At 61.3% G+C, this 18,411-nt stretch carries 7 protein-coding genes and 10 pseudogenes; 7 read left to right on the top strand and 10 right to left on the bottom strand.

Annotated features, from left to right (window positions below):
- The first annotated feature begins 643 nt into the window (after positions 1 to 643).
- Complete coding sequence (locus tag NKL06_RS11240; protein ID WP_023693488.1) at positions 644 to 2,659, top strand: CocE/NonD family hydrolase; 2,016 nt, start codon at positions 644 to 646, stop codon at positions 2,657 to 2,659.
- 12 nt (positions 2,660 to 2,671) lie between these two features.
- On the opposite strand, the pseudogene NKL06_RS11235 reads toward NKL06_RS11240, so the two are convergent.
- The 3 pseudogenes from NKL06_RS11235 to istA all read right to left on the bottom strand — a co-directional run.
- Positions 2,672 to 2,941, bottom strand: a pseudogene (locus NKL06_RS11235) (transposase); the annotation flags it as partial.
- A 97-nt stretch (positions 2,942 to 3,038) separates the two neighbouring features.
- A pseudogene (gene istB, locus NKL06_RS11230) lies at positions 3,039 to 3,694 on the bottom strand (IS21-like element helper ATPase IstB); the annotation flags it as partial.
- 9 nt (positions 3,695 to 3,703) lie between these two features.
- Positions 3,704 to 4,677, bottom strand: a pseudogene (gene istA / locus NKL06_RS11225) (IS21 family transposase); the annotation flags it as partial.
- A 249-nt stretch (positions 4,678 to 4,926) separates the two neighbouring features.
- Between istA and tnpC the strand changes: the two are divergent.
- Both tnpC and NKL06_RS11215 read left to right on the top strand, forming a co-directional pair.
- A pseudogene (gene tnpC / locus NKL06_RS11220) lies at positions 4,927 to 6,571 on the top strand (IS66 family transposase).
- Positions 6,572 to 6,573: 2 nt separating this feature from the next.
- Positions 6,574 to 6,807, top strand: coding sequence for a hypothetical protein (locus tag NKL06_RS11215; protein WP_023693486.1), 234 nt, complete (start codon positions 6,574 to 6,576; stop codon positions 6,805 to 6,807).
- 409 nt (positions 6,808 to 7,216) lie between these two features.
- Here the strand turns inward: NKL06_RS11215 and NKL06_RS11210 are convergent.
- Both NKL06_RS11210 and NKL06_RS32715 read right to left on the bottom strand, forming a co-directional pair.
- Positions 7,217 to 8,265 (bottom strand): annotated as a pseudogene (locus tag NKL06_RS11210) (IS481 family transposase).
- 279 nt (positions 8,266 to 8,544) lie between these two features.
- A pseudogene (locus tag NKL06_RS32715) lies at positions 8,545 to 8,662 on the bottom strand (helix-turn-helix domain-containing protein); the annotation flags it as partial.
- A gap of 151 nt (positions 8,663 to 8,813) precedes the next feature.
- Between NKL06_RS32715 and NKL06_RS11200 the strand changes: the two are divergent.
- Both NKL06_RS11200 and NKL06_RS11195 read left to right on the top strand, forming a co-directional pair.
- Positions 8,814 to 9,017, top strand: coding sequence for a pantoate--beta-alanine ligase (locus NKL06_RS11200; protein WP_023694811.1), 204 nt, complete (start codon positions 8,814 to 8,816; stop codon positions 9,015 to 9,017).
- A 5-nt stretch (positions 9,018 to 9,022) separates the two neighbouring features.
- Positions 9,023 to 9,322 (top strand): annotated as a pseudogene (locus tag NKL06_RS11195) (pantoate--beta-alanine ligase); the annotation flags it as partial.
- 229 nt (positions 9,323 to 9,551) lie between these two features.
- Here the strand turns inward: NKL06_RS11195 and NKL06_RS11190 are convergent.
- The 5 genes and pseudogenes from NKL06_RS11190 to NKL06_RS32710 form a co-directional block, all read right to left on the bottom strand.
- On the bottom strand, positions 9,552 to 10,526 hold the full coding sequence (locus tag NKL06_RS11190; RefSeq protein ID WP_031210778.1) for a GlxA family transcriptional regulator: 975 nt from the start codon (positions 10,524 to 10,526) through the stop codon (positions 9,552 to 9,554).
- A gap of 181 nt (positions 10,527 to 10,707) precedes the next feature.
- Positions 10,708 to 13,722, bottom strand: a pseudogene (gene ydiJ, locus NKL06_RS11185) (D-2-hydroxyglutarate dehydrogenase YdiJ).
- 66 nt (positions 13,723 to 13,788) lie between these two features.
- On the bottom strand, positions 13,789 to 14,769 hold the full coding sequence (locus NKL06_RS11180) for an alpha/beta hydrolase (protein WP_023694816.1): 981 nt from the start codon (positions 14,767 to 14,769) through the stop codon (positions 13,789 to 13,791).
- Positions 14,753 to 15,685, bottom strand: a complete 933-nt coding sequence (locus tag NKL06_RS11175; protein ID WP_023694817.1) for an amidohydrolase family protein — start codon at positions 15,683 to 15,685, stop codon at positions 14,753 to 14,755. Before NKL06_RS11175 ends, NKL06_RS11180 begins: the two co-directional genes overlap by 17 nt.
- 688 nt (positions 15,686 to 16,373) lie before the next feature.
- A pseudogene (locus NKL06_RS32710) lies at positions 16,374 to 16,622 on the bottom strand (IS66 family transposase); the annotation flags it as partial.
- A gap of 149 nt (positions 16,623 to 16,771) precedes the next feature.
- On the opposite strand from NKL06_RS32710, the pseudogene NKL06_RS32705 reads away from it, so the two are divergent.
- Positions 16,772 to 17,207: pseudogene (locus tag NKL06_RS32705) on the top strand (IS21 family transposase); the annotation flags it as partial.
- Positions 17,208 to 17,436: 229 nt separating this feature from the next.
- On the top strand, positions 17,437 to 18,381 hold the full coding sequence (locus NKL06_RS11165) for an ABC transporter permease (protein ID WP_023694820.1): 945 nt from the start codon (positions 17,437 to 17,439) through the stop codon (positions 18,379 to 18,381).
- Positions 18,382 to 18,411: the final 30 nt, after the last annotated feature.

Raw genomic sequence — 18,411 nt, 5'->3', positions numbered from 1 at the left:
CGGCTCCTACCTTGTGGTGTTAAATAACACTACGTTTTAGCACTCTGATGCTGCATAGCGCGCCGTTCCACCTCATCAATCGAAACGGCTCGGGGAACCCGGCGCGGTTCGCAACCGAAGCGTAAGGCGGTCAAAGCAATCGTTCCACTGCTTTCCTGGTTTCCCTTTCCCAACCCGTGACCTACTGGGCTGCAGTCATTCCCGCGCCCTGGGACTCGATGGCCCTTGCTCCAGGGTGTCCGGCCGATCCCTTGGATCACCGTAGAGTGAAGAACCTCCACTCCCGCCAGCAATCGTCGGCTTAGTGCGTGCGCAGCGATTAAAACGCAGATTGGCTGCGTTCAAAAACGATAACTCGCTCAAAGCGACCCATTTGACGCTGCTACATTCACGAAGCGGGCGCTCTGAGCGGTCCCTGGCTGTAACCTGTGGCGCGCTTGACTGCTTGGCTTGGCTTGGCCTGGCGAGGTGCGCAAAGGACCGGCCTAAGTCTTGTCTGCAGGCCACTGAAAGGGGGATGGTAGATGCGAGACACCTAACTTTTCTTGTTGCTGTGTAGCGCAGCACGGCGGCGATGTTCTGTTAGCGCCTTGCCACCAAATAATGTTGCGACGCAGCAGGATCACAATTTTTAGGATTCAAAATGAAGATCGTGACAGACTTCCCACGAAAAGTGCGTGAGATTGAGAACGTGTTCATCCCCCTCTCGGACGGCACACGGCTAGCCGCGCGTGTCTGGCTTCCGGAGGACGCAGAGAATGATCCTGTGCCAGCGATCCTCGAATACATCCCGTATGGCAAGCGGACATCCGCGCGAGACGCAGGTACATATCAGTACTATGCAGGTCATGGCTATGCCGGCGTGCGCGTTGACCTGAGAGGCACGGGCGAGTCGGGCGGGTTGATGTTCGACGAGTATACAAAGCAGGAGCAGGATGACTGCCTCGAAGTTTTGGCCTGGCTGGCAAAGCAGCCTTGGTGCAGCGGGGCATGTGGTATGATCGGTATTTCATGGGGCGGGTTCAACGGATTGCAGGTTGCTGCGAGGCAGCCCCCGGAATTGAAGGCTGTAGTTACGCTGTGCTCAACCGACGATCGTTATCGGGACGACATTCACTATATCGGCGGATGTCTGCTGCTTCGGAATATAACGTGGGCAGAGGAGATGGCTGCGGTATTGTCCTACGCGCCCGATCCGGAGTTGGTGGGAGAGCGCTGGCGAGAGATGTGGCTTAAGCGATTGGAGAACCAACCGCTGATGCTCGATAGTTGGCTAGAGCATCAGCGTCGTGATGCATACTGGAAGCACGGCTCGGTTTGTGAGGACTATTCTAGCATCCTCTGTCCGATTTACGCGGTGAGCGGCTGGACTGATGGATACACCAACACGGTGCCGCGGCTGCTATCAAAGCTGAGTGTACCACGTAAAGGGCTGATGGGCCCCTGGGGCCATTGTTATCCGCATTCGCCTGGGGCCTATCCGGGGCCGCAAATAGGGTTCCTGCAGGAATGCCTAAGATGGTGGGATCACTGGCTGAAGGGCAAGGATACGGGCATCATGGATGAACCGATGTATCGCGTCTGGATGTGTGAACCTGCGCAACCGAAGACTTTCTACAGCGAGCGTCCAGGTCGCTGGGTCGCCGAACCCTCTTGGCCTAGTCCGCATATTGAGCCGCAATATTTGATGCTCAATGTAGGTACGCTTTCTACAGTGCCAGGACCAGAAACAGAACTGAAAATCCGCTCACCTCTTCATACGGGCGCAGCTGCCGGCCGTTTTAGCGCGTGGGGCATTCCTGGCGACATGCCGGCGGACCAGCGCGAGGACGACGGCAAGTCCTTGTGCTTCGATAGTGAGCCGCTCGCTCTCAGATTAGAGATTCTCGGCGCTCCTGTCCTCGAGCTGGAAATATCGAGCGACAAACCTGTGGCACAGATCTGTGTGCGCTTAAACGATGTCGCGCCGGATGGTGCTTCCACGCGGGTCAGCTACGGCTTGCTCAATCTTACACATCGCGACAGCCATGAAACGCCGACTACGCTTGAACCCGGGAAGCGGTACAGGGTGCGTGTCCAGTTAAAGGATTCGGCTTATGCCTTTCCACCCGGAAACCGAATTCGTGTGGCTGTGAGTTCAGTTTATTGGCCGCTGGTCTGGCCAAGTCCGGAACTAGTCACAGTCAGTGTTATTGCTGGCGCAAGCAAATTGGAATTGCCCACGCGAGCTCCGCGTTCAGAAGACGAGCATTTGAAACCGTTCTTGCCTGCCGAAGCCGGTCCGTCGGAGCAAGCTACGATCCATCGGGACTTCTCAACACGAGAAACAACCACACGTGATCTAGTGACGGGGGAAACGACGTATGTTCTTGCCAGGGACTACGGATCTAAGACCATCGAGCAAATAGGATTGGTGATAGAAGGCGGAAAGCTTGAGACATTCCGCACCGGAGAGGATGACCCGCTATCTGCGACGATTGAGATTGAGAACTGGCACCGGCAGGGACGAGGTGATTGGCAGGCCTATGCCAAGTCTCATACCTTTTTCCGGGCCACTGAGACCGAATTCATCATCGAGGCTCGGCTAGACGCTTTTGAGGGTGACAAGCGCATTATTTCCAGAAACTGGGCCCTTAGGAAGAAAAGAGACCTAATCTAGGGCTTGTTGAGATCATTTGGAGTTAATGACGGCAGCAGCGAGATGAATGATGGCATTGAAGCTCTGGTCGGTTTTGTCGGCGCGCATGGCGATGCGTTTGAACTCTTTGAGTTTGCAGAAGAAATTCTCGATCAGATGACGCCATTTGTACATCTCGGCATCGAGCGGCATCGGCTTTGTTCGGCGCGGATGCTGGGGAATGACGATCTTGGCGCCACGCTCGTTCACATCGGCGATGAGGGTGTTGCTGTCGAAGGCCTTGTCGGCGATCAGAGCGCCGAAGGAGAGGTGTTTGATTCCGGGCTTTGATGATGCAGTCTTCTCGCAGGAATGGAGGGATGCGCTATGGGCCAGGTTCTACACGGGAGCGCCACGACGACAGAGGCGATCCGTCGAGCGATACGATGCGCCATTCGCCCACCGAGCGATTGGAGGTGATCAGGATCGATCCCCGCTCATAACGCCGCGACACCAGCTGGAAGAACAGATGCGCGGCATTGGCTTCGAACGGGAGATAGCCGAGCTCGTCGATGATCAACAGTTTCGGGCGCGACAGGGTCGTCAGCTGCTTTTCGAGTGAACCGTCGTCATGGGCCTTGGCCAGCATCGCCACGAGCGTGGCCGCCGTGACGAACTGGACGCTATGGTTCTGCCGGATCGCCTCGCGCCCGAGAGCCACCGCCAGATGTGTCTTGCCCGTACCCGGAGGTCCAAGGAACAGGACCGTGTCCCATGAGCAATCCAGCGGCAGGTCGCCAGCTCCCGGATTTGGCGGTGATCCAGCGACGGCTGCGCGTCGAAGTCGAAGCCGTCGAGTTCGCGCACAAACGGGAATTGCGCGATCTTGCCTGCCATGGAGATGCGCCGCTCGTCGCGCCTCGCGATCTCGCGCGTAACGAGGAAGGCCAAAGCCTCGCGCAAGGTCATTTGCAAACGCGCCGCTTCGCCCAGCAGCGTATCGAGCTGATCCCGGATCGCGGTCAGCTTCAGCCGGTCGAGCTGAGCCACCAACATCTCGTGATCGACCGCCGTCATCACCAGCTGCTCATATTCGGCCAGTGGCCGCGACAGAGCGGAAGGCGCAACAATATCCGCCGATCGTACCGGCGCAGCAGCGCCGACTACGCCGGCAAGATGCGCGCGCTCGATAATGCGTTGGCGACGTCTCCCGCACAAGGCATGATTCGCCATCACCTCGCCCGCATGACGCACGATAACGCGGCCGCCCAACACCACGACTTGGACGCTCTCCCCGATCAGCCGCCAGGGAACCGAGTAACTGTTCGTGTCCAGGTCGATAGCGCAGTCCGCCTGGACCTTGCGCACGAGATCCCGCAGCTGCCCAAACGGCGCCCGTCCGCCCAGAGGGCGAAGCGCCCCGGCCTCTTCGGCAAACCGCTCCGCAGGAGCCACGCCGGTCGTGCCATGCACACGCTGATCGGCAATCTCGCGCGTCCACCGGTCCAGATGCGCCTCGAACGCCGCCCGGTTCTCGAACCGGCGGCCGGCAATCGCATTGCGCTTGACGTAGCCGACCCGCGTTCGTCCTTCCCCTTCGTACGCGCCCGGTAGGGCGCACAAGCCCGCGGCGTAAATCCCCAGTAGCGGGCAAAGGCGTGCAGCCGCATGTTGAACCGCACCTCCCGCGTCGTCGCATTGTGATGTTCGACCAGCGCCTTCGGGTTGTCGAACAGTACTTCCGTTGGAACCCCGCCGAAGCGAAGGAAGGCTCCTTCCATCCCCTCGAACCAGTCCGCCTGGCGCTTCCGAAGCGAGGGACGGATATGCAGCCGACGCGAGTAACTCAGCGTTGCTACAAACAGGTGCACCCGAACACGCTCGCCGCCGATCCACGCCCGCGTGTCGCCAAAGTCGATCTGAATCTGATGTCCCGGCGCCGTCTCAAACCGAACCGTCGCGCGCTTCTACCCTGCACCCGAAGCTCCACCGAACGAAGCCCCGATCCCATGTTCGCTCTCCAGTTCCTGGCGCACCACATCGGCATTGCCGCCATGGCGGGCAGGAATCCCGAAATCCCAATCGTCATCCATGCCTCCTCTCATAACCGAGGAGGTCAGTTCTTCATTTCGTCAGGGGTCAGTTTCAATTCGGCCGACATCACCGGCGCAGCTCGCCTACATGCTCGACGGGATCGATTGGCGCAACCCGCTTCACACGTTCCGCCCCCAGCGCGCGGGCTGAGTTTTTCTTTGAGTTTGCGCCATTTTCCGCGAGTCAGCGGACGCTTTTATGATTCACTCCAGGGCATGGTTGCCACCGCGCACGATGCTGTTCCGGACGATATCGGCGCGCTGAGAGCAGCGGTGACCGCGGCGCTGGCCAGAGCCGAAGACGAGGCCGCCCGCGCTGCGCTGGTCGAGGCCGAACTGGCGGTCGCCAGGGCCAAGGCATCGGATGATGCGGCGCTGGTCGCACATCAGGATCTGACGATCCGCAAGCTGCAGCGGGCGCTGCATGGTCAGAGTTCTGAACGCTCAGCCCGCCTGCACGACCAGATGGAGCTCACCTTCGAGGAGCTCGAGAGCACCGCGACGGAAGACGAGATCGCCGCCGAACAGGCCGCGGCCCGGACCACCGAGGTGGCGCCTTATGTGCGCAAACGACCGGCGCGCCAGCCATTTCCCGAGCATCTGCCGCGCCAACGCGTGGTCGAGCCGGCGCCGACCGCTTGCCACTGCTGCGGCGGTCATCGGCGGCGCCTGGGTGAGGATATCACCGAGACGCTGGAGGTGGTGCCGCGGCAATGGAAGGTGATCCAACATGTGCGGGAGAAGTTCACCTGCCGCGACTGCGAGGCGATCAGCCAGGCTCCGGCGCCGTTCACGCCACCCCGCGGGGCTGGGCCGGTCCCGGCCTGCTGGCGATAATCCTGTTCGAGAAGTTCGGCCAGCATCAGCCGCTCAACCGCAAGGCCGAACGCTATGCCCGCGAAGCCTGTCGACGCTCGCCGACCAGGTCGGCGCCGGCGCCGCGGCGCTGATGCCGCTGTTCAAGCGGCTCGAAGCCCATGTGCTGGCCGCTTCACGTCTGCACGGCGACGACACGATGGTGCCGGTCCTGGCCAAGGGCAAGACCGATACCGAGCGATTATGGACCTATGTGCGCGATGACCGACCGTTCGGTGGCGCCGAGCCGCCGGCGGCAGTGTTCTACTATTCCCGCGATCGTCGAGGCGAACATCCGGCGGCGCATCTCGCCGGCTGGAGCGGCATTCTGCAGGCGGATGCCTTTGGCGGTTATGGCGATCTCTATGCGACGGGTCGTCAGGCGGCGCCTGTTCTGGAAGCCAGCTGCTGGGCCCACAGCCGGCGCAAAGTGTTCGAACTGGCCGATGTCGAAGCGGCGGCGCGCAAGAAGGCGCACGGCGAAAAGCCCAATCTGGTCTATCCGCTGGCGATCGACGCCGTGAAGCGCATCGATGCCCTGTTCGATATCGAGCGCGCGATCAACGGCCTGTCGCCGGCCCAACGCCACGCCGTGCGCCAAGAGCGGAGCGCGCCGCTGGTCACCGAGCTCGAGCGCTGGATGATCGAGACGCGCGGACACGATCTGATCAAGGCCTTCAACTACATGCTGCGCCGCTGGTCATCCTTCACCCGGTTCCTCGACGATGGGCGGATTTGCCTGTCGAACAATGCAGCCGAGCGAGCCCTGCGCGGCATCGCTCTCGGCAGAAAGTCCTGGCTGTTCTGCGGTTCCGATCGCGGCGGACAGCGCGCTGCCATTCTCTACAGCCTGATCGTCAGCGCCAAGATGAATGATATCGACCCGCAGGCCTGGCTCGCCGACGTCCTCGCCCGACTGCCCGCCTATCCGGCCCATCGGATCGATGATTTGCTGCCGTGGAATTGGATACCCGCAAAACTGCGGACCCAACCAGCGGCGGCCTGATCATGCAGCGCAATAAGGTGCATCACGTCTATACCGTCGACCGTGTCGCCAGGGACCTCGGCGTCAGCGAAGACCTCATCCAGGAACTGCCCCTCGGTCTCGAGCCCGAGGATGGCGTCATCTGGATCTACGGGCCTGACGATGACGACGGAACACTGGCCTTCACCGATGAAGGCATCGAAGAGGTCAAGCTCCTCCTCGAAGAATATCATCGCGTCTCCCCATCGAAAGCTTGACCCCAGCACCGCGGTGCTCATAGCCACCGGGTACGCACGTCTACGGTTTTCACCGGATGCGTACGTCGGTCCCAGCCTGAACGATGTAGAGCCGGAGGCGCCGGCTCCTGCGCGATCGCACTCTGAAGTACCAGCTACGACCAGCCAAGCGGTGTCTACCGGTGACCGGATGGAAATCGTCGGGGGCCAACGGCCGGGGTGTAATCGTTGACCTCAGGTACGCATACGACGAAGACAGCAGGATTGGCACACGCGCGTGCCCTCGGCGGGCTCTATGATGGCGTTGCGTGAAGGTCAGTTGGCCTGCGGATCGGCGGGCTTGTCGGCTTCGCGCAGGCGTTTCCATTGCCAGGTAAGCATAACGGCGGCGCGGTCGGGGCCGCGCTGGGTCCGGGCCCGACATATCGGTTTAGGATGACGCGCTCACGCCGTCGATCAGGACGATCTCGTGGCTCCAGTCGAACTGGTAAATGTTTAGTCCCAAGGTTTGATGGGTTGGATCGAGCCTGAATCGTTCGGGCTCTTTTGTCCAGATTTTGCAGATGTATTCAAAGGGCGTGAGGCCCTTGAGGGTCTTCAGTCGACGGCCGAAATTATAGGCTAAGACGAAATCGGCGAGATGCTGGCGCAGTTGGTCATGGCTCTCGTAGTAGAAGCGTTTGACGGTCGCATCCTTGATCGTGCGGTTCATGCGTTCGACCTGGCCGTTGGTCCATGGGTGCTTGGCTTTGTCGTTCGGTGGTCGATATCGGCCTTGGCGCAAGTATGTTCGAAGGCGTGCGCCCATATGATTTCTCCCGCCGCCATGGCCTCCTTGATCAGCGGAACGGCCGAGCCGCCGGCACCTGGGGTCGTGAACTGAATGCCGTTGTCGGTAAGCACTGTGTGGATCTTGTAAGGGACAGCATCAAGAAGATGGCGCAGGAAATCGGCGGAGACCGCTGTCGTTGCCTTCTCGTGCAGCTCGACGAAAGCGAACTTCGAGGTCCGATCTATGGCCACGAACATATGCAGCTTGCCCTGCTCGGTTCGGACCTCGGCGACGTCGATATGGAAGTAGCCGATTGGATAGGCCTTGAACTTCTTCCTTGCCGGCTTGTCGCCCTCGACATCCGGCAACCTGCCTATCCCGTGACGCTGCAGGCAGCGATGCAAGGATGACCGCGACAGATGCGGGATCGTCGGTTGGAGAGCATAGAGGCAATCGTCCAGTGGCAGCAGCGTATAACGCCGAAAGGCGACGATGACCGCCTCTTCCTCAGTCGATAGCACTGTCGACTTCGGATCTCTGGGGCCAGTCGGAAGATCGGCGGCCGACGTCCGGTTCCTCCACTTCCTAACCGTCTTCTGATTGATGCCGTAGCGCTTCGCCAGCGCCCTCAGGCTCTCTTGACTATGCTGTATCGCTCGACGGATCGCCTCTGTCGTCGTGGCGCTCCCATGAAGAACCTGGCCCATAGCGCATCCTTTGATTCTAGGCTTCGCCCGGTGGGAAGAACAGCGGCACATAGGCTTCCGCCGTCGCCGAGCCGCGTGCCTTCACCCAGCTCTTCGCATGGCGCCGGATCGCGTCCTAGCCGCCTTCATAGCCGAGCGCGTGAAGCTCCTCGTAGATACGGATCAGCGTCAGCCGCTCGCCCTCTGCTTTGGCAGGGTTGCCTTCCAGCAAGGCATCGAGCTGTTCCTGCCACGGTCCGATCTTCGGCTTCAGCTGCCGCTCGCGCTCGTAAGAGAACGACGTCTCGTCGGACCTGAGGATCTTGCGAATAGTGTTCCGCGATACATGCAACTCACGGCTGATCCGCTTCAGCGACCAGCCCTGCACATGGAAGGCGCCGAACGCGGGCGATCGTATCCACCGACTTCATCCCCTCTCTATCCGCTCGCCAAGACGAACGTCCGGACCGTTGCGGAATTGCGCAGCATGGTTGCCAGCTGGCGCCGCGAAGGTCTCAAGGTTGCCGGCGTGCCGACGATGGTGCCCTTCAGAAGGCCATCTCAGCCTCGTGCGGGCGTCGCTCGACACGGCCGATCGGGTGATCTTAACGCTGTGTGTCAATCCGGAGCAGTTCAACAGCCAGGCCGATCTTGTGGCCTATCCGCGAACCGAGCACAAAGAGGCCGCCAAGCTCGCACCGCTTCTCACCCATGTTCTTTACGCCCCAGATGCCTCTGAGATGTATCCGGAAGGGTTCGCGACCATTCTGTAGGTGGAGTGAGCGAGGGTTTGTGCGGTGCGTTCCGTCCCGGCCATTTCAACGGCGTTGACAAAGCTGTTCCTTCAGACCGGTGCCGATCTCGCTTCTTCGGTGAAAAGGATTTCCAGCAGTTCGAGATCGTGGCCTGTCCGACGGCACGCGAGACCGACGGCCCGGCGATGTCGTTGCGCAATTTCGGGCTCTCGGCCGAGCAGCGCTTGGCGGCGCCGATGATCTGTTCGAGGTGGCCGAGCGGCTGTCGGCGGGAGCGCCGGCCGAACGTGCTGCTTGCCGAGGCCACGCAAGCGATCCCCGCGGCCGTCTATGAACAAGTCGAGTACCTCGAGCTGCGGGCCGACGAAGAGCTTTCGCCGCTTTCCGCCGCCCCTGCTCGTTGCCGCGTGGCTCGGCGGGATCCGGCTCATCGACAATGTGCGGGTGTCTCGTTTACGCCATGCTCGACAAACAATATGGCGTCAAAACGCCCACGACCTCTCAAAAATCTGGAATCTCGTGCCAAGTGCCTAGCGACATCCGTTTGCCCCACTAACGACTGTCGGATGTTCGCCGTTCTTCGCCAGGGCTATGGCCGAAGGCCTTGCGATACGCGCTGCCAAGATGCGAGGCGGAGACGAACCCGCAGCGCAGCGCGATCGAGGCAATGGACTCGGTGCTCTCCTTGAGCAGCCGATGGGCCTCGTTCAGGCGCACGGCGAGGTAAAAGCGCTGCGGGGTTATGTTGAAGTGCTGGTGCCACAAACGCTCGAGCTGTCGCTGCGATAGGTTGCAACGCTGGGCGATGTCTTCGATGGGGACGAGATCTTCGAGGTTCTGCTCCATGCAAGCGATCGCCGCTGTGAGACGAGCGTCGTTCACACCGTAGCGCCATTGAATGGCAATACGCTGATGCTCTTGAGGTCGACGGATGCGGCTGTGCAGGAACTGCTCAGCAATGTCCGCAGCAAGCTGCCCACTGTAATCACTGGATATCTGGTCAAGCATGAGGTCGATCGCGGCGGTGCCGCCAGCACATGTCCAACGGTTGCGATCACGCACATAGAGCTCTCGGCAGACCTCAATTGATGGGAACTCCTCCGCGAACTGGCGCAGCAACTCCCAATGCAATGTGCACCGATAGCCAGCTAGCAGCCCGGCGCGGGCGAGCACAAAGGTTCCCGTGCTGAGCGCGCCGAGCGGCTTACCAGCGACGGCCAATCGTCGAAGGAAGCGATCCACTCGGACATCATGCAGCTTCTCGATTTGCATGCTTGCGACTACGAACAGCCGATCCATTGCGGGTGCGTCATCGATCGAGACGGTCTGTAGCTCAAGACCGCTGCTCGAGCCAACGGGAGTCCCGTCGGATGACAGCACATACCACTCGTAGAGTGATTGTCCAGAAAGCCTGTTGGCCGCACGCAGAGGTTCGCTTGCCGAGGCCAGCGCCATCATCGAGAACTCCGGAAAAACCAACAGCCCAATATGTTTGGGTACAGATCCACTCCCGGCGGTGTCGGTCACCGTGCTGCTCCCTCTTAACAAAAGTTTGGTCATTCATATCCAATCGCAGGCCGCCGTTCGGATACTGGGTGTTCGCTTCGCCCGTCAACCACCCCACTTGCCAACAGCACGACACGCGCTTCGGACAACTTCACCCAGACGGTCGGCCCGACAGCGTGGCTGTCGGAGCATTTCGATTGGTCTACTTGGCCCGATTCGAGAGCTCGGCAAGGAGCGCCTGCACAGGGTGGGCGAGGCGAAAACCATCGATGATCTCAACCTGGGACCGGCAGGAGAAGCCATCCGCGATGAGCCGACCCGAGGAGCCGGCGGCGTTCACGTGACTTGCCCAACTCAGTGTATATATGTGCTTTGACAAGGCGCGATGCTCGACCTCGTGACCGAATGTGCCCGCCATGCCGCAACAGCCGGACGGCAGAACGGTAAGTGTGATCCCGCAAGCGTCAAAGACGTGGCGCCAGGCTGCCATCGCCGCCTGCGCGTTCGTCCGCTCCGTGCAGTGCGGCAAGAAGAGATAGTTGGGCGCCCCCGTGGCGCGGGGGAGCGCATCCAGCCGGGCGGCCAGCCATTCCTGGATGAGTTGCACGGACGGCAGCTTCCGCGCGGGGAGTGCAGCGGGGTACTCGGGCCGGTAGGTAAGCGTCATAGAGGGGTCGAGCCCGACGAGGTCGACGCCAGCTGCGGCGAGCTGCCCAAGCGCAGTGGCGTTTCGGCGGCCAGGCGCTCAAACGAACTGAGGAAACCGTGAACGTGGAGCGGCTTGCCGTTCGGCCGATATGGCGCGAGCCACGGCCTCATCCCGATCGCGCGGGGGAGGTCGAGCATGTCGAGCAGCACTCCCGTATCGCAGTAGGTCGTGAACGCGTCCGGGACGACGACGCTCTGCATCCGTTCGTGCGGAGCCAGGGCGGCGAGCGCGTCCGGCGTTGCTATGGCGACGTTCCTTGCCTTCAGCTCCCGCCCGAGATCGATCCCAGACAGCCTCGGTGGATGGACGAGGCCGAGCGGCCGCAGCAGGCTGAGGGCCGTCGCTAAGTTGACGAGCGACGGCATCCTGGCGAGGAACGGCAGCATCACCTCCAGCCGCCCGATCACGTGGTGGCGCAGAGGCCGCAGATAGCGTCCTTGGTAGAGTTCGAGGAACTTCGACCGGAACGTGGGCACGTCCACCTTGATCGGGCACTGGCCGGTGCAGGATTTGCAAGCGAGGCAGCCTGCCATGGCCTCGTGGACCTCATGCGAGAAATCGTCGCCCCGACGGAGCGTTGCGAGAAGCCGTGCTGGAAAAATCAGCCAGCCGGGCCGGGCACGCAGCCGTTGCGCTTCCGCCAGCGGGTCAATGTCCTTCGCGGCGAGCCGCCGCAGCCATTCGCGCATGAGCTGGGCACGGCACTTCGGGGAATGCCGGCGCTCGCGCGTGCCTTTCCAGGAGGGGCACATAGCGTCGTCCGGGTTCCAGTTGAAGCAGGCGCCGTTGCCGTTGCAGTGCAACGCCTCGCCATAGCCGGCCCTTACGCCGGCCGGAATGGTGCGGTCGTGCTGGCCCTTGGTCGGCACGCCATCGACCCTGAGGAGCACGCCGCCGTCCGGGACGGCAATCTTGCCGGGATTGAATTGGTTGCGCGGATCGAAGGCCGCCTTCACGGCCTGAAGGACCGGGTAGAGCGGACCGAAGAAGCGGGGCGAGAACTCAGAGCGCATACCCTTGCCGTGCTCGCCCCACAGGAGCCCTCCGTATCGCTGCGTCAGCGCCACGACCTCATCCGTGACGTCCCGGATCAGCGCCTCGGCGCCCGCCGCCTTCATGTCGATGGCCGGACGGACATGGAGCACTCCGGCGTCGACGTGCCCGAACATCCCGTAGTCGAGTCCGCGCCGGTCAAGCACCCCCGGAACTCAGCAATGAAGTCAGCCAGGTTCTCCGGCGGAACGGCCGTGTCCTCCACGAAGGGGACCGGCTTGTCGCCCTTCATGTTACCGAGGAGTCCAACGGCCTTCTTCCGCATCTCCCAGATGCGAGAGACCTCGGTGTCCCCACGGGCGATCGTGAAGCCGCGCCGTCCGGCAACGGGTCCGTCCATGTCAAGCGCAGCCGTCAGCCGGCCCAGAGCCTCCTCAACCTGCGCGTTGCTTTGCCCGACGAACTCGATGAGGTTGACCCCAAGCGCCAGTTCCCCGTCGTCCTCGGGAAAGAATGTAGAGACGCCCGCCCAAATCAGGTCGCCCCGGGCGAGCGACAACACTTTTGCATCGGCGGTTTCGATCGAGGCCGCCCCGAAGGCGACGAGGGCCCGCGCGTCCCGGAGCGCGGCATCGAAGCTGCCGTAGCGCAGGTTCACCAGCGCGGTCTGGCTCGGCAGCGGCAGGACGTTGAGCGTCGCCTCGGCCAGAAAGCCGAGCGTGCCCTCTGATCCGCAGAGGATTGCATTGAGGTCGAAGCGGCCGTCCGGGCGCCGGATATGAGCGAGGTCGTAGCCTGTGAGGCAGCGATTGAGCTTCGGGAAGCGCTCGGTGATGAGCGCCGCGTTGCCGCACTCGAGATCATCGACGGCGCGATGGATGGCTCCGGCTTGGTCGGGGCGGTTCTTGGCCGCCGCGAGCGCCTCTTCGTCCAGGGGCGCCGAGTCCCAGACCGTCCCGTCGGACAGGACGGTCGTCAGCTCCAGGACGTGATCGCGGGTCTTCCCGTAGAGGCAGGATCCCTGCCCGCAGGCGTCCGTCGAGATCATGCCGCCGATGGTGGCCCGGTTCGATGTCGACAGCTCGGATGCGAAGAACAGCCCGTACGGCTTCAAGGCCGCGTTGAGTTGGTCCTTCACGACACCCGCCTCCATCCGAGCCGTACGGCGCACCGGGTCTATCGCGAGGATCCGGTTCATGTGGCGCGACATATCGACAACAAGCCCGTCCCTCAGCGATTGGCCATTGGTGCCGGTCCCGCCGCCGCGCGGGGCAACCCGAATGGCCGAGAACCGATTCTCCGCGAGCAGCTTCGCAATCCGGACAAGGTCATCGCGGTTGCGCGGGAAGGCGATCGCCTGCGGCGTCATTTGATAGATCGAGTTGTCAGTCGCCATGACCGTTCTGTCGTTAGCCCCCACCGACAGCTCGCCCGCAAAGCGCGCGCCCGAAGTTCGGCACAGAAGGCTTGGTAGAGTGGAAGCGTGACGGATTCGGACGGGAGCTTAGGGATCATGGTGCTCAAGGAGGCCGGGCGCGGCGCTGTATGGAGCAGGGCCGCGCGGGTTCAAGACGGAACGGGTTACATGGTGTGCGCGCGGATTCCGCGGTCGATGTTCTCGATCATGTAGCGGAAGACGATGTTCTCGGCGCTCATCTGCTGGCCATGCTCCATGCCGGCGATCAGCAACGGAGCGTTGGTTTTCTGCCCCGGATAGACCTGATGCAGCCGGACAGACTCCACGGGCATGTGCAGCGTGTTCTCCGCCCCATGGATGATTAGTGCCGGCGGGAAATGGCCCGAATCCTTGACGAGCTCAGCCTCCGGGTCAAATGCCAGGGACTCCTTATACGACCTCGCGCTCACAGTGCTGCAACCTGGCCAGCGATCAACCCCGTCGACATCAGTATAGCTGCCGAGCTGCTTATCGACGTAGGCTTGCGTAGCCGAGTCGAGTGGATAGTAACCAAGCCTCGTCTCTTCGGTCCCGGTGTCGAACGACGGTACCGGTTCGTCATCGGGCAACTCCAGCAACGCCGCGTGTGCGGCCATCTTGTCGGCGCGAAGGTTTTGCAAGGAGGTCATGCGGGTGTAGTTCATCGTCACGTAATACGGAACCTGGTCGCCGCCCGCGCGGGCCAGTTCGGTGATGGCGGCCAAGCTGGCGACCGAACCCATCGCCCATGAGGCAACGACCGGCATGCGGCCAAAGCGCTCCTTGGTCCAGGAGGTCGCAGCGAGCACCTCGGCCTTCTGGTCCTCGAGGCTAATGTTCGTAACTGTGATGTCGCCGCGCTTGACGGTGTTGCGCACGTCCTTATTCTTGAAGAAACCGGCGACGTCATACGTCATTACGCGATAGCCGTGCCCGGCCAGGGCCTTGCCCACCAACTGGCCGTACATACTGGTGCCGCCGGTGAAGCCCGAGTTGAAGACCACCGGAGGGAGCTTCTGGTGCTCGTCGCTCCGATTGGCAGGGCGGAAGACCCGTCCACGCAGGGGATGGGTACCGTCGTGGTAGGCCACAGGGAAGGCGATATCTTCTTCAATCAGGATGGTCATGGTTTTTCCTTTGAAGGGAGGTGGGAAAAATCTCGGCGGATGCGCCGCGAAGCAGTGCATCCGCTGTGGTGCCCGTCCGTGCGGCGGTGGCGCGGGCAAGCCGCGCGCCGAAGTCGAACGCATGCGCAGGAGTGAAGTGATTGGCGTAGGCCAGGCCCTCCCGGTCGGCGCCGACATGGGGGGCGTCACTGGCCTCCAGCAGCAGCCTGTGCGCACCCACCCGCTCGACGATTTGAACAGCGAAAGGCAGTGCGGCGGCCGCATCGATCGCCGTGCGGTATCCGGGTCCCTTAAAGTACACGTTGCCACGCTCAATGGCCTCGCGGAGCAAAGCGGCGAATGCACGGTCGTCAACGCCCCGCTCGGGATGGCACGTGCCAAGGTGGTCGATCAGGACAGGAACTCGTTCGGGCAGTTGTCTGAGCACCTTCAGGTTGACCGCGGCTTCCTGCGCATACACATGCACATGCTGGTCAGCGCGCAACCGGGCGAAAAGCTGCGGCCAGTCGGCACCGGTATAGGCATCATCCCCGATCGCCTCTGGAGTCGCATCATGAAGCACGATACGAACACCCTGCACCTGCGGATGCGCCAAGCGTTCAGCGTTGGCATAGAGAGGATCGGCCAGAATCGTTCCGACCAGCCGGACGCATCCGTAGCGTAAGGGATCGCGGTCCTGTAAGCCTGCCAGTTCGTCAAAGGACGCAAACACGTTCTCGGAGTCGGGCAGGATGCTCAGGTGAACATTGTTGAGCAGGGTGAGCTCCACCCCAGCATCGATCAAAGCGTCAAGATAGGCACTGAGAGGATGCGGAGCAGGCAGCGCATAGGGGAGTCGATCTTGGACGCGCGCCAAATCTTCCGCTGTGTAGAAGTGCGCATGGGCATCAATCCGCGGCGATATAAACGTCATCATCGGTCGCTCCATAGAACGACATAAAAATAGCCGCCTCCGGCGCCTTTGCCTCACGTCAGTTCGACGAACCATATCAAATAATCGCCATCTTCCGATCCGCCCTCGATGGCACAGGCATATCAACGGGGGTGACCGGGATCGCAGCATACGTGAGGATGAAAACATCTCGCCATCCTCGCTGTCGCCGCCACCTTTCTCCCTGTCATCGCTGGCCTCCTTCGTCGCGACGCCGGCCGCGGCCATCACGAGGGTTGCCAGCCTGGCGACAACAACACTTCGTTCCGCGTCGCTCAGCAGGCCTTGCATCTGCGGCGTATCGAGCGGCACGCTCATTTGCTGGATGAGCAGCGGTAGCGACGAGGGTCGAGGTAGTGCCTTCATAGCGCGCCTCCTGGATGGCCGTGAGTCTATCCGTCGATAGTCTGCCTGAAACCCGCTCGGCAAGCAGTCTATGAAGCTCTACAAGTCCAATCACCGCATCGCGCGGTTTGCCCATCTTCATGTCGGCGCCAAACGCCCGATCCAGCATCCACTCTGCGACCTGGATGATCTCATCCGGCCTGACTTTGCCGGATGATCGCGCCATTGGCCCGGTCCGCGCGATCTTCATGTCGAAAAAACCGTCGCAATATGGACGCCAGCGATAATGAACTCCACCATCTGCCCGACATGGGCAGAATGACCCTGCGATGGGAATCGGCCGCAGGGCACGCTCGGCAGCATTGTCGTCCACGCCGACACGACCGTCTTCCAGGATCAGGCAGAATGAAGGCTAGGGGCTCAAGCCACAAAGACTCTCGCCAGATCGCCCTTGCCCCGAATAGGGGTAGTTGCGCTTCGACCCAGACACGGATCCTTCCACTTTTGGCTTGCTGTGCTTCTGACGCGAGGCAAGGCGGATATCCGCAGGCTGACCTGCAATGTCGCGCTCGATGTCGTTAAAGCGTACTGCGCGGCGACAATTAAGTTGGCCGGTTAGGGCGTCCGCCAGCGCCGTTTAAAGGGAGGGGCAGAGGCCCGAGGGGAAAGCGGCGCTGGCGGACAGCGGCGAGTTCAAGCCCCCCTTCAGCGTGCTCTTTGAGCTCGATGCCAAACCTTCGTGTGACCGACAGCCAGGTGACAGTCTACCTGACCTCCCGTTCCCGACAGCAAAGCAAGGATGCCGCTGCCGGCGCCTGTGCGCACGCACGCCGCATCGACAAAGACACGCGTCTGCCATCTCAAAGAGGCAGCCGCGAACTTGGCGAGCTCGCACCGCCCCACTGACGGCGTCTGGCCGGGGGCATTGGAGATGCTGTGGATACCGGGCGGCATGGCCGTGACGATCTTCGAGGACTTCCAGGGCGAACTCGGCCTTGACGCTCTTCCCGACAGCGTCCGCCGCACGCTGGAGCGTCGCATCGCCAAAACGCGCGCCCTTCACGGCGGGGACAAGGAGGTCTTCTTCCCTCAGCGCCATGATCCCGGCCGCCAAGCGCTGTCGGATTTCACCGTCAAGGACAGCCTCGGCGTCACCATGGCGCCCCATCCGCGGCGCGGAGCAGGACGGCAAGTTTCACGAGCCCGGCCGCCTCCGTGGGTCGGATTTCACCAACGTGAGCCGGCTCCATCATTGCCGGTTCGCGCATTCCGGCTTTCGAGCATAAGCAGGTGTCTGTCGTATTCCTTAATGATAGCGTCGTATTTCTGGACAGAAGACCATACAGGGCAATGTAAATTTGCGGACTAGGGGATGTGAGCGGAACCAAAAAATGTTGATGTATAGCCTGCAACGTGTGGGGTTGGCGGCTGTGATATGTGTCACGTCAATGTGCGTTTTGTTCGGAGCATTCCGTTTGATACCTGGCGACCTCGCAACCATCATGTTAGGTCCTCGAGCCACTGAGGAGATGCGCGACAACCTGAATAGAGAGATGGGTCTCGATAGACCGCTCCCCATGCAGCTTGCCAAATTCCTGGGTGGGGCAGTCCGTGGTGATCTTGGTACTGACCCGCTAACCAAGCGTAGCGTTGGTTCTATTATTGTGGAGAATCTCCCATATACTCTGGCGCTCATGTTGAGTGGCCTCACATGGTCAGCGCTACTGGGAATTCCGCTCGGTTGCTACTCAGCAATTCGACGCAACAGCTGGATCGACCGCCTTACTGGGGTGCTCTCGGTAGGTACGATTTCCATCCCTTCGTTCGTCATTGCAATTTACGCGTTGTTGTTTTTTGCCATTCAGCTCAATTGGTTTCCGGTCATAGGCGCAGGCGAGCAAGGAAATTTGCGTGATCAGCTATGGCATCTAGCGTTGCCTAGCTTCGCTGTTGGGCTTGGGTGGGTAGGATATTTGTCGCGCTTGGTGCGTGCTTCGATGCTCGAGGTAATGGGTGAGAACCATATACGGACGGCGCGCGCTTTCGGTCTGCCGGAATCCAAGATCATTCTCCAGTACGCGCTCAGAATAGCGATTCTGCCCACTGTAACGATGCTCGCTCTTGCGATAGGCAGCTTGTTCTCAAGCGCTGTTTTCGCTGAAAATATCTTTGCTCGCCCGGGCCTTGGGAAGGTGATTGTCGACTCTGCTTTTGTGCACAACTACCCGGTTGTTCAAGGTGCAGTGCTAACGACCGTCGTAATCTTCGCTTTCGCTATGCCGATCTCCGATCTCCTTGTTGCCTGGATGGATCCCCGTGTACGCTCAACGCTCTGAACTACCGGTCGATGTCGTGGATGCGTCCCC

It is taken from the genome of Mesorhizobium sp. C268A (genome assembly GCF_040324475.1).
In the GTDB taxonomy this organism is placed as follows: domain Bacteria; phylum Pseudomonadota; class Alphaproteobacteria; order Rhizobiales; family Rhizobiaceae; genus Mesorhizobium.
The sequence above is the reverse complement of the archived record's forward strand: the minus strand, read 5'-3'. Positions and strand labels throughout refer to the sequence as shown.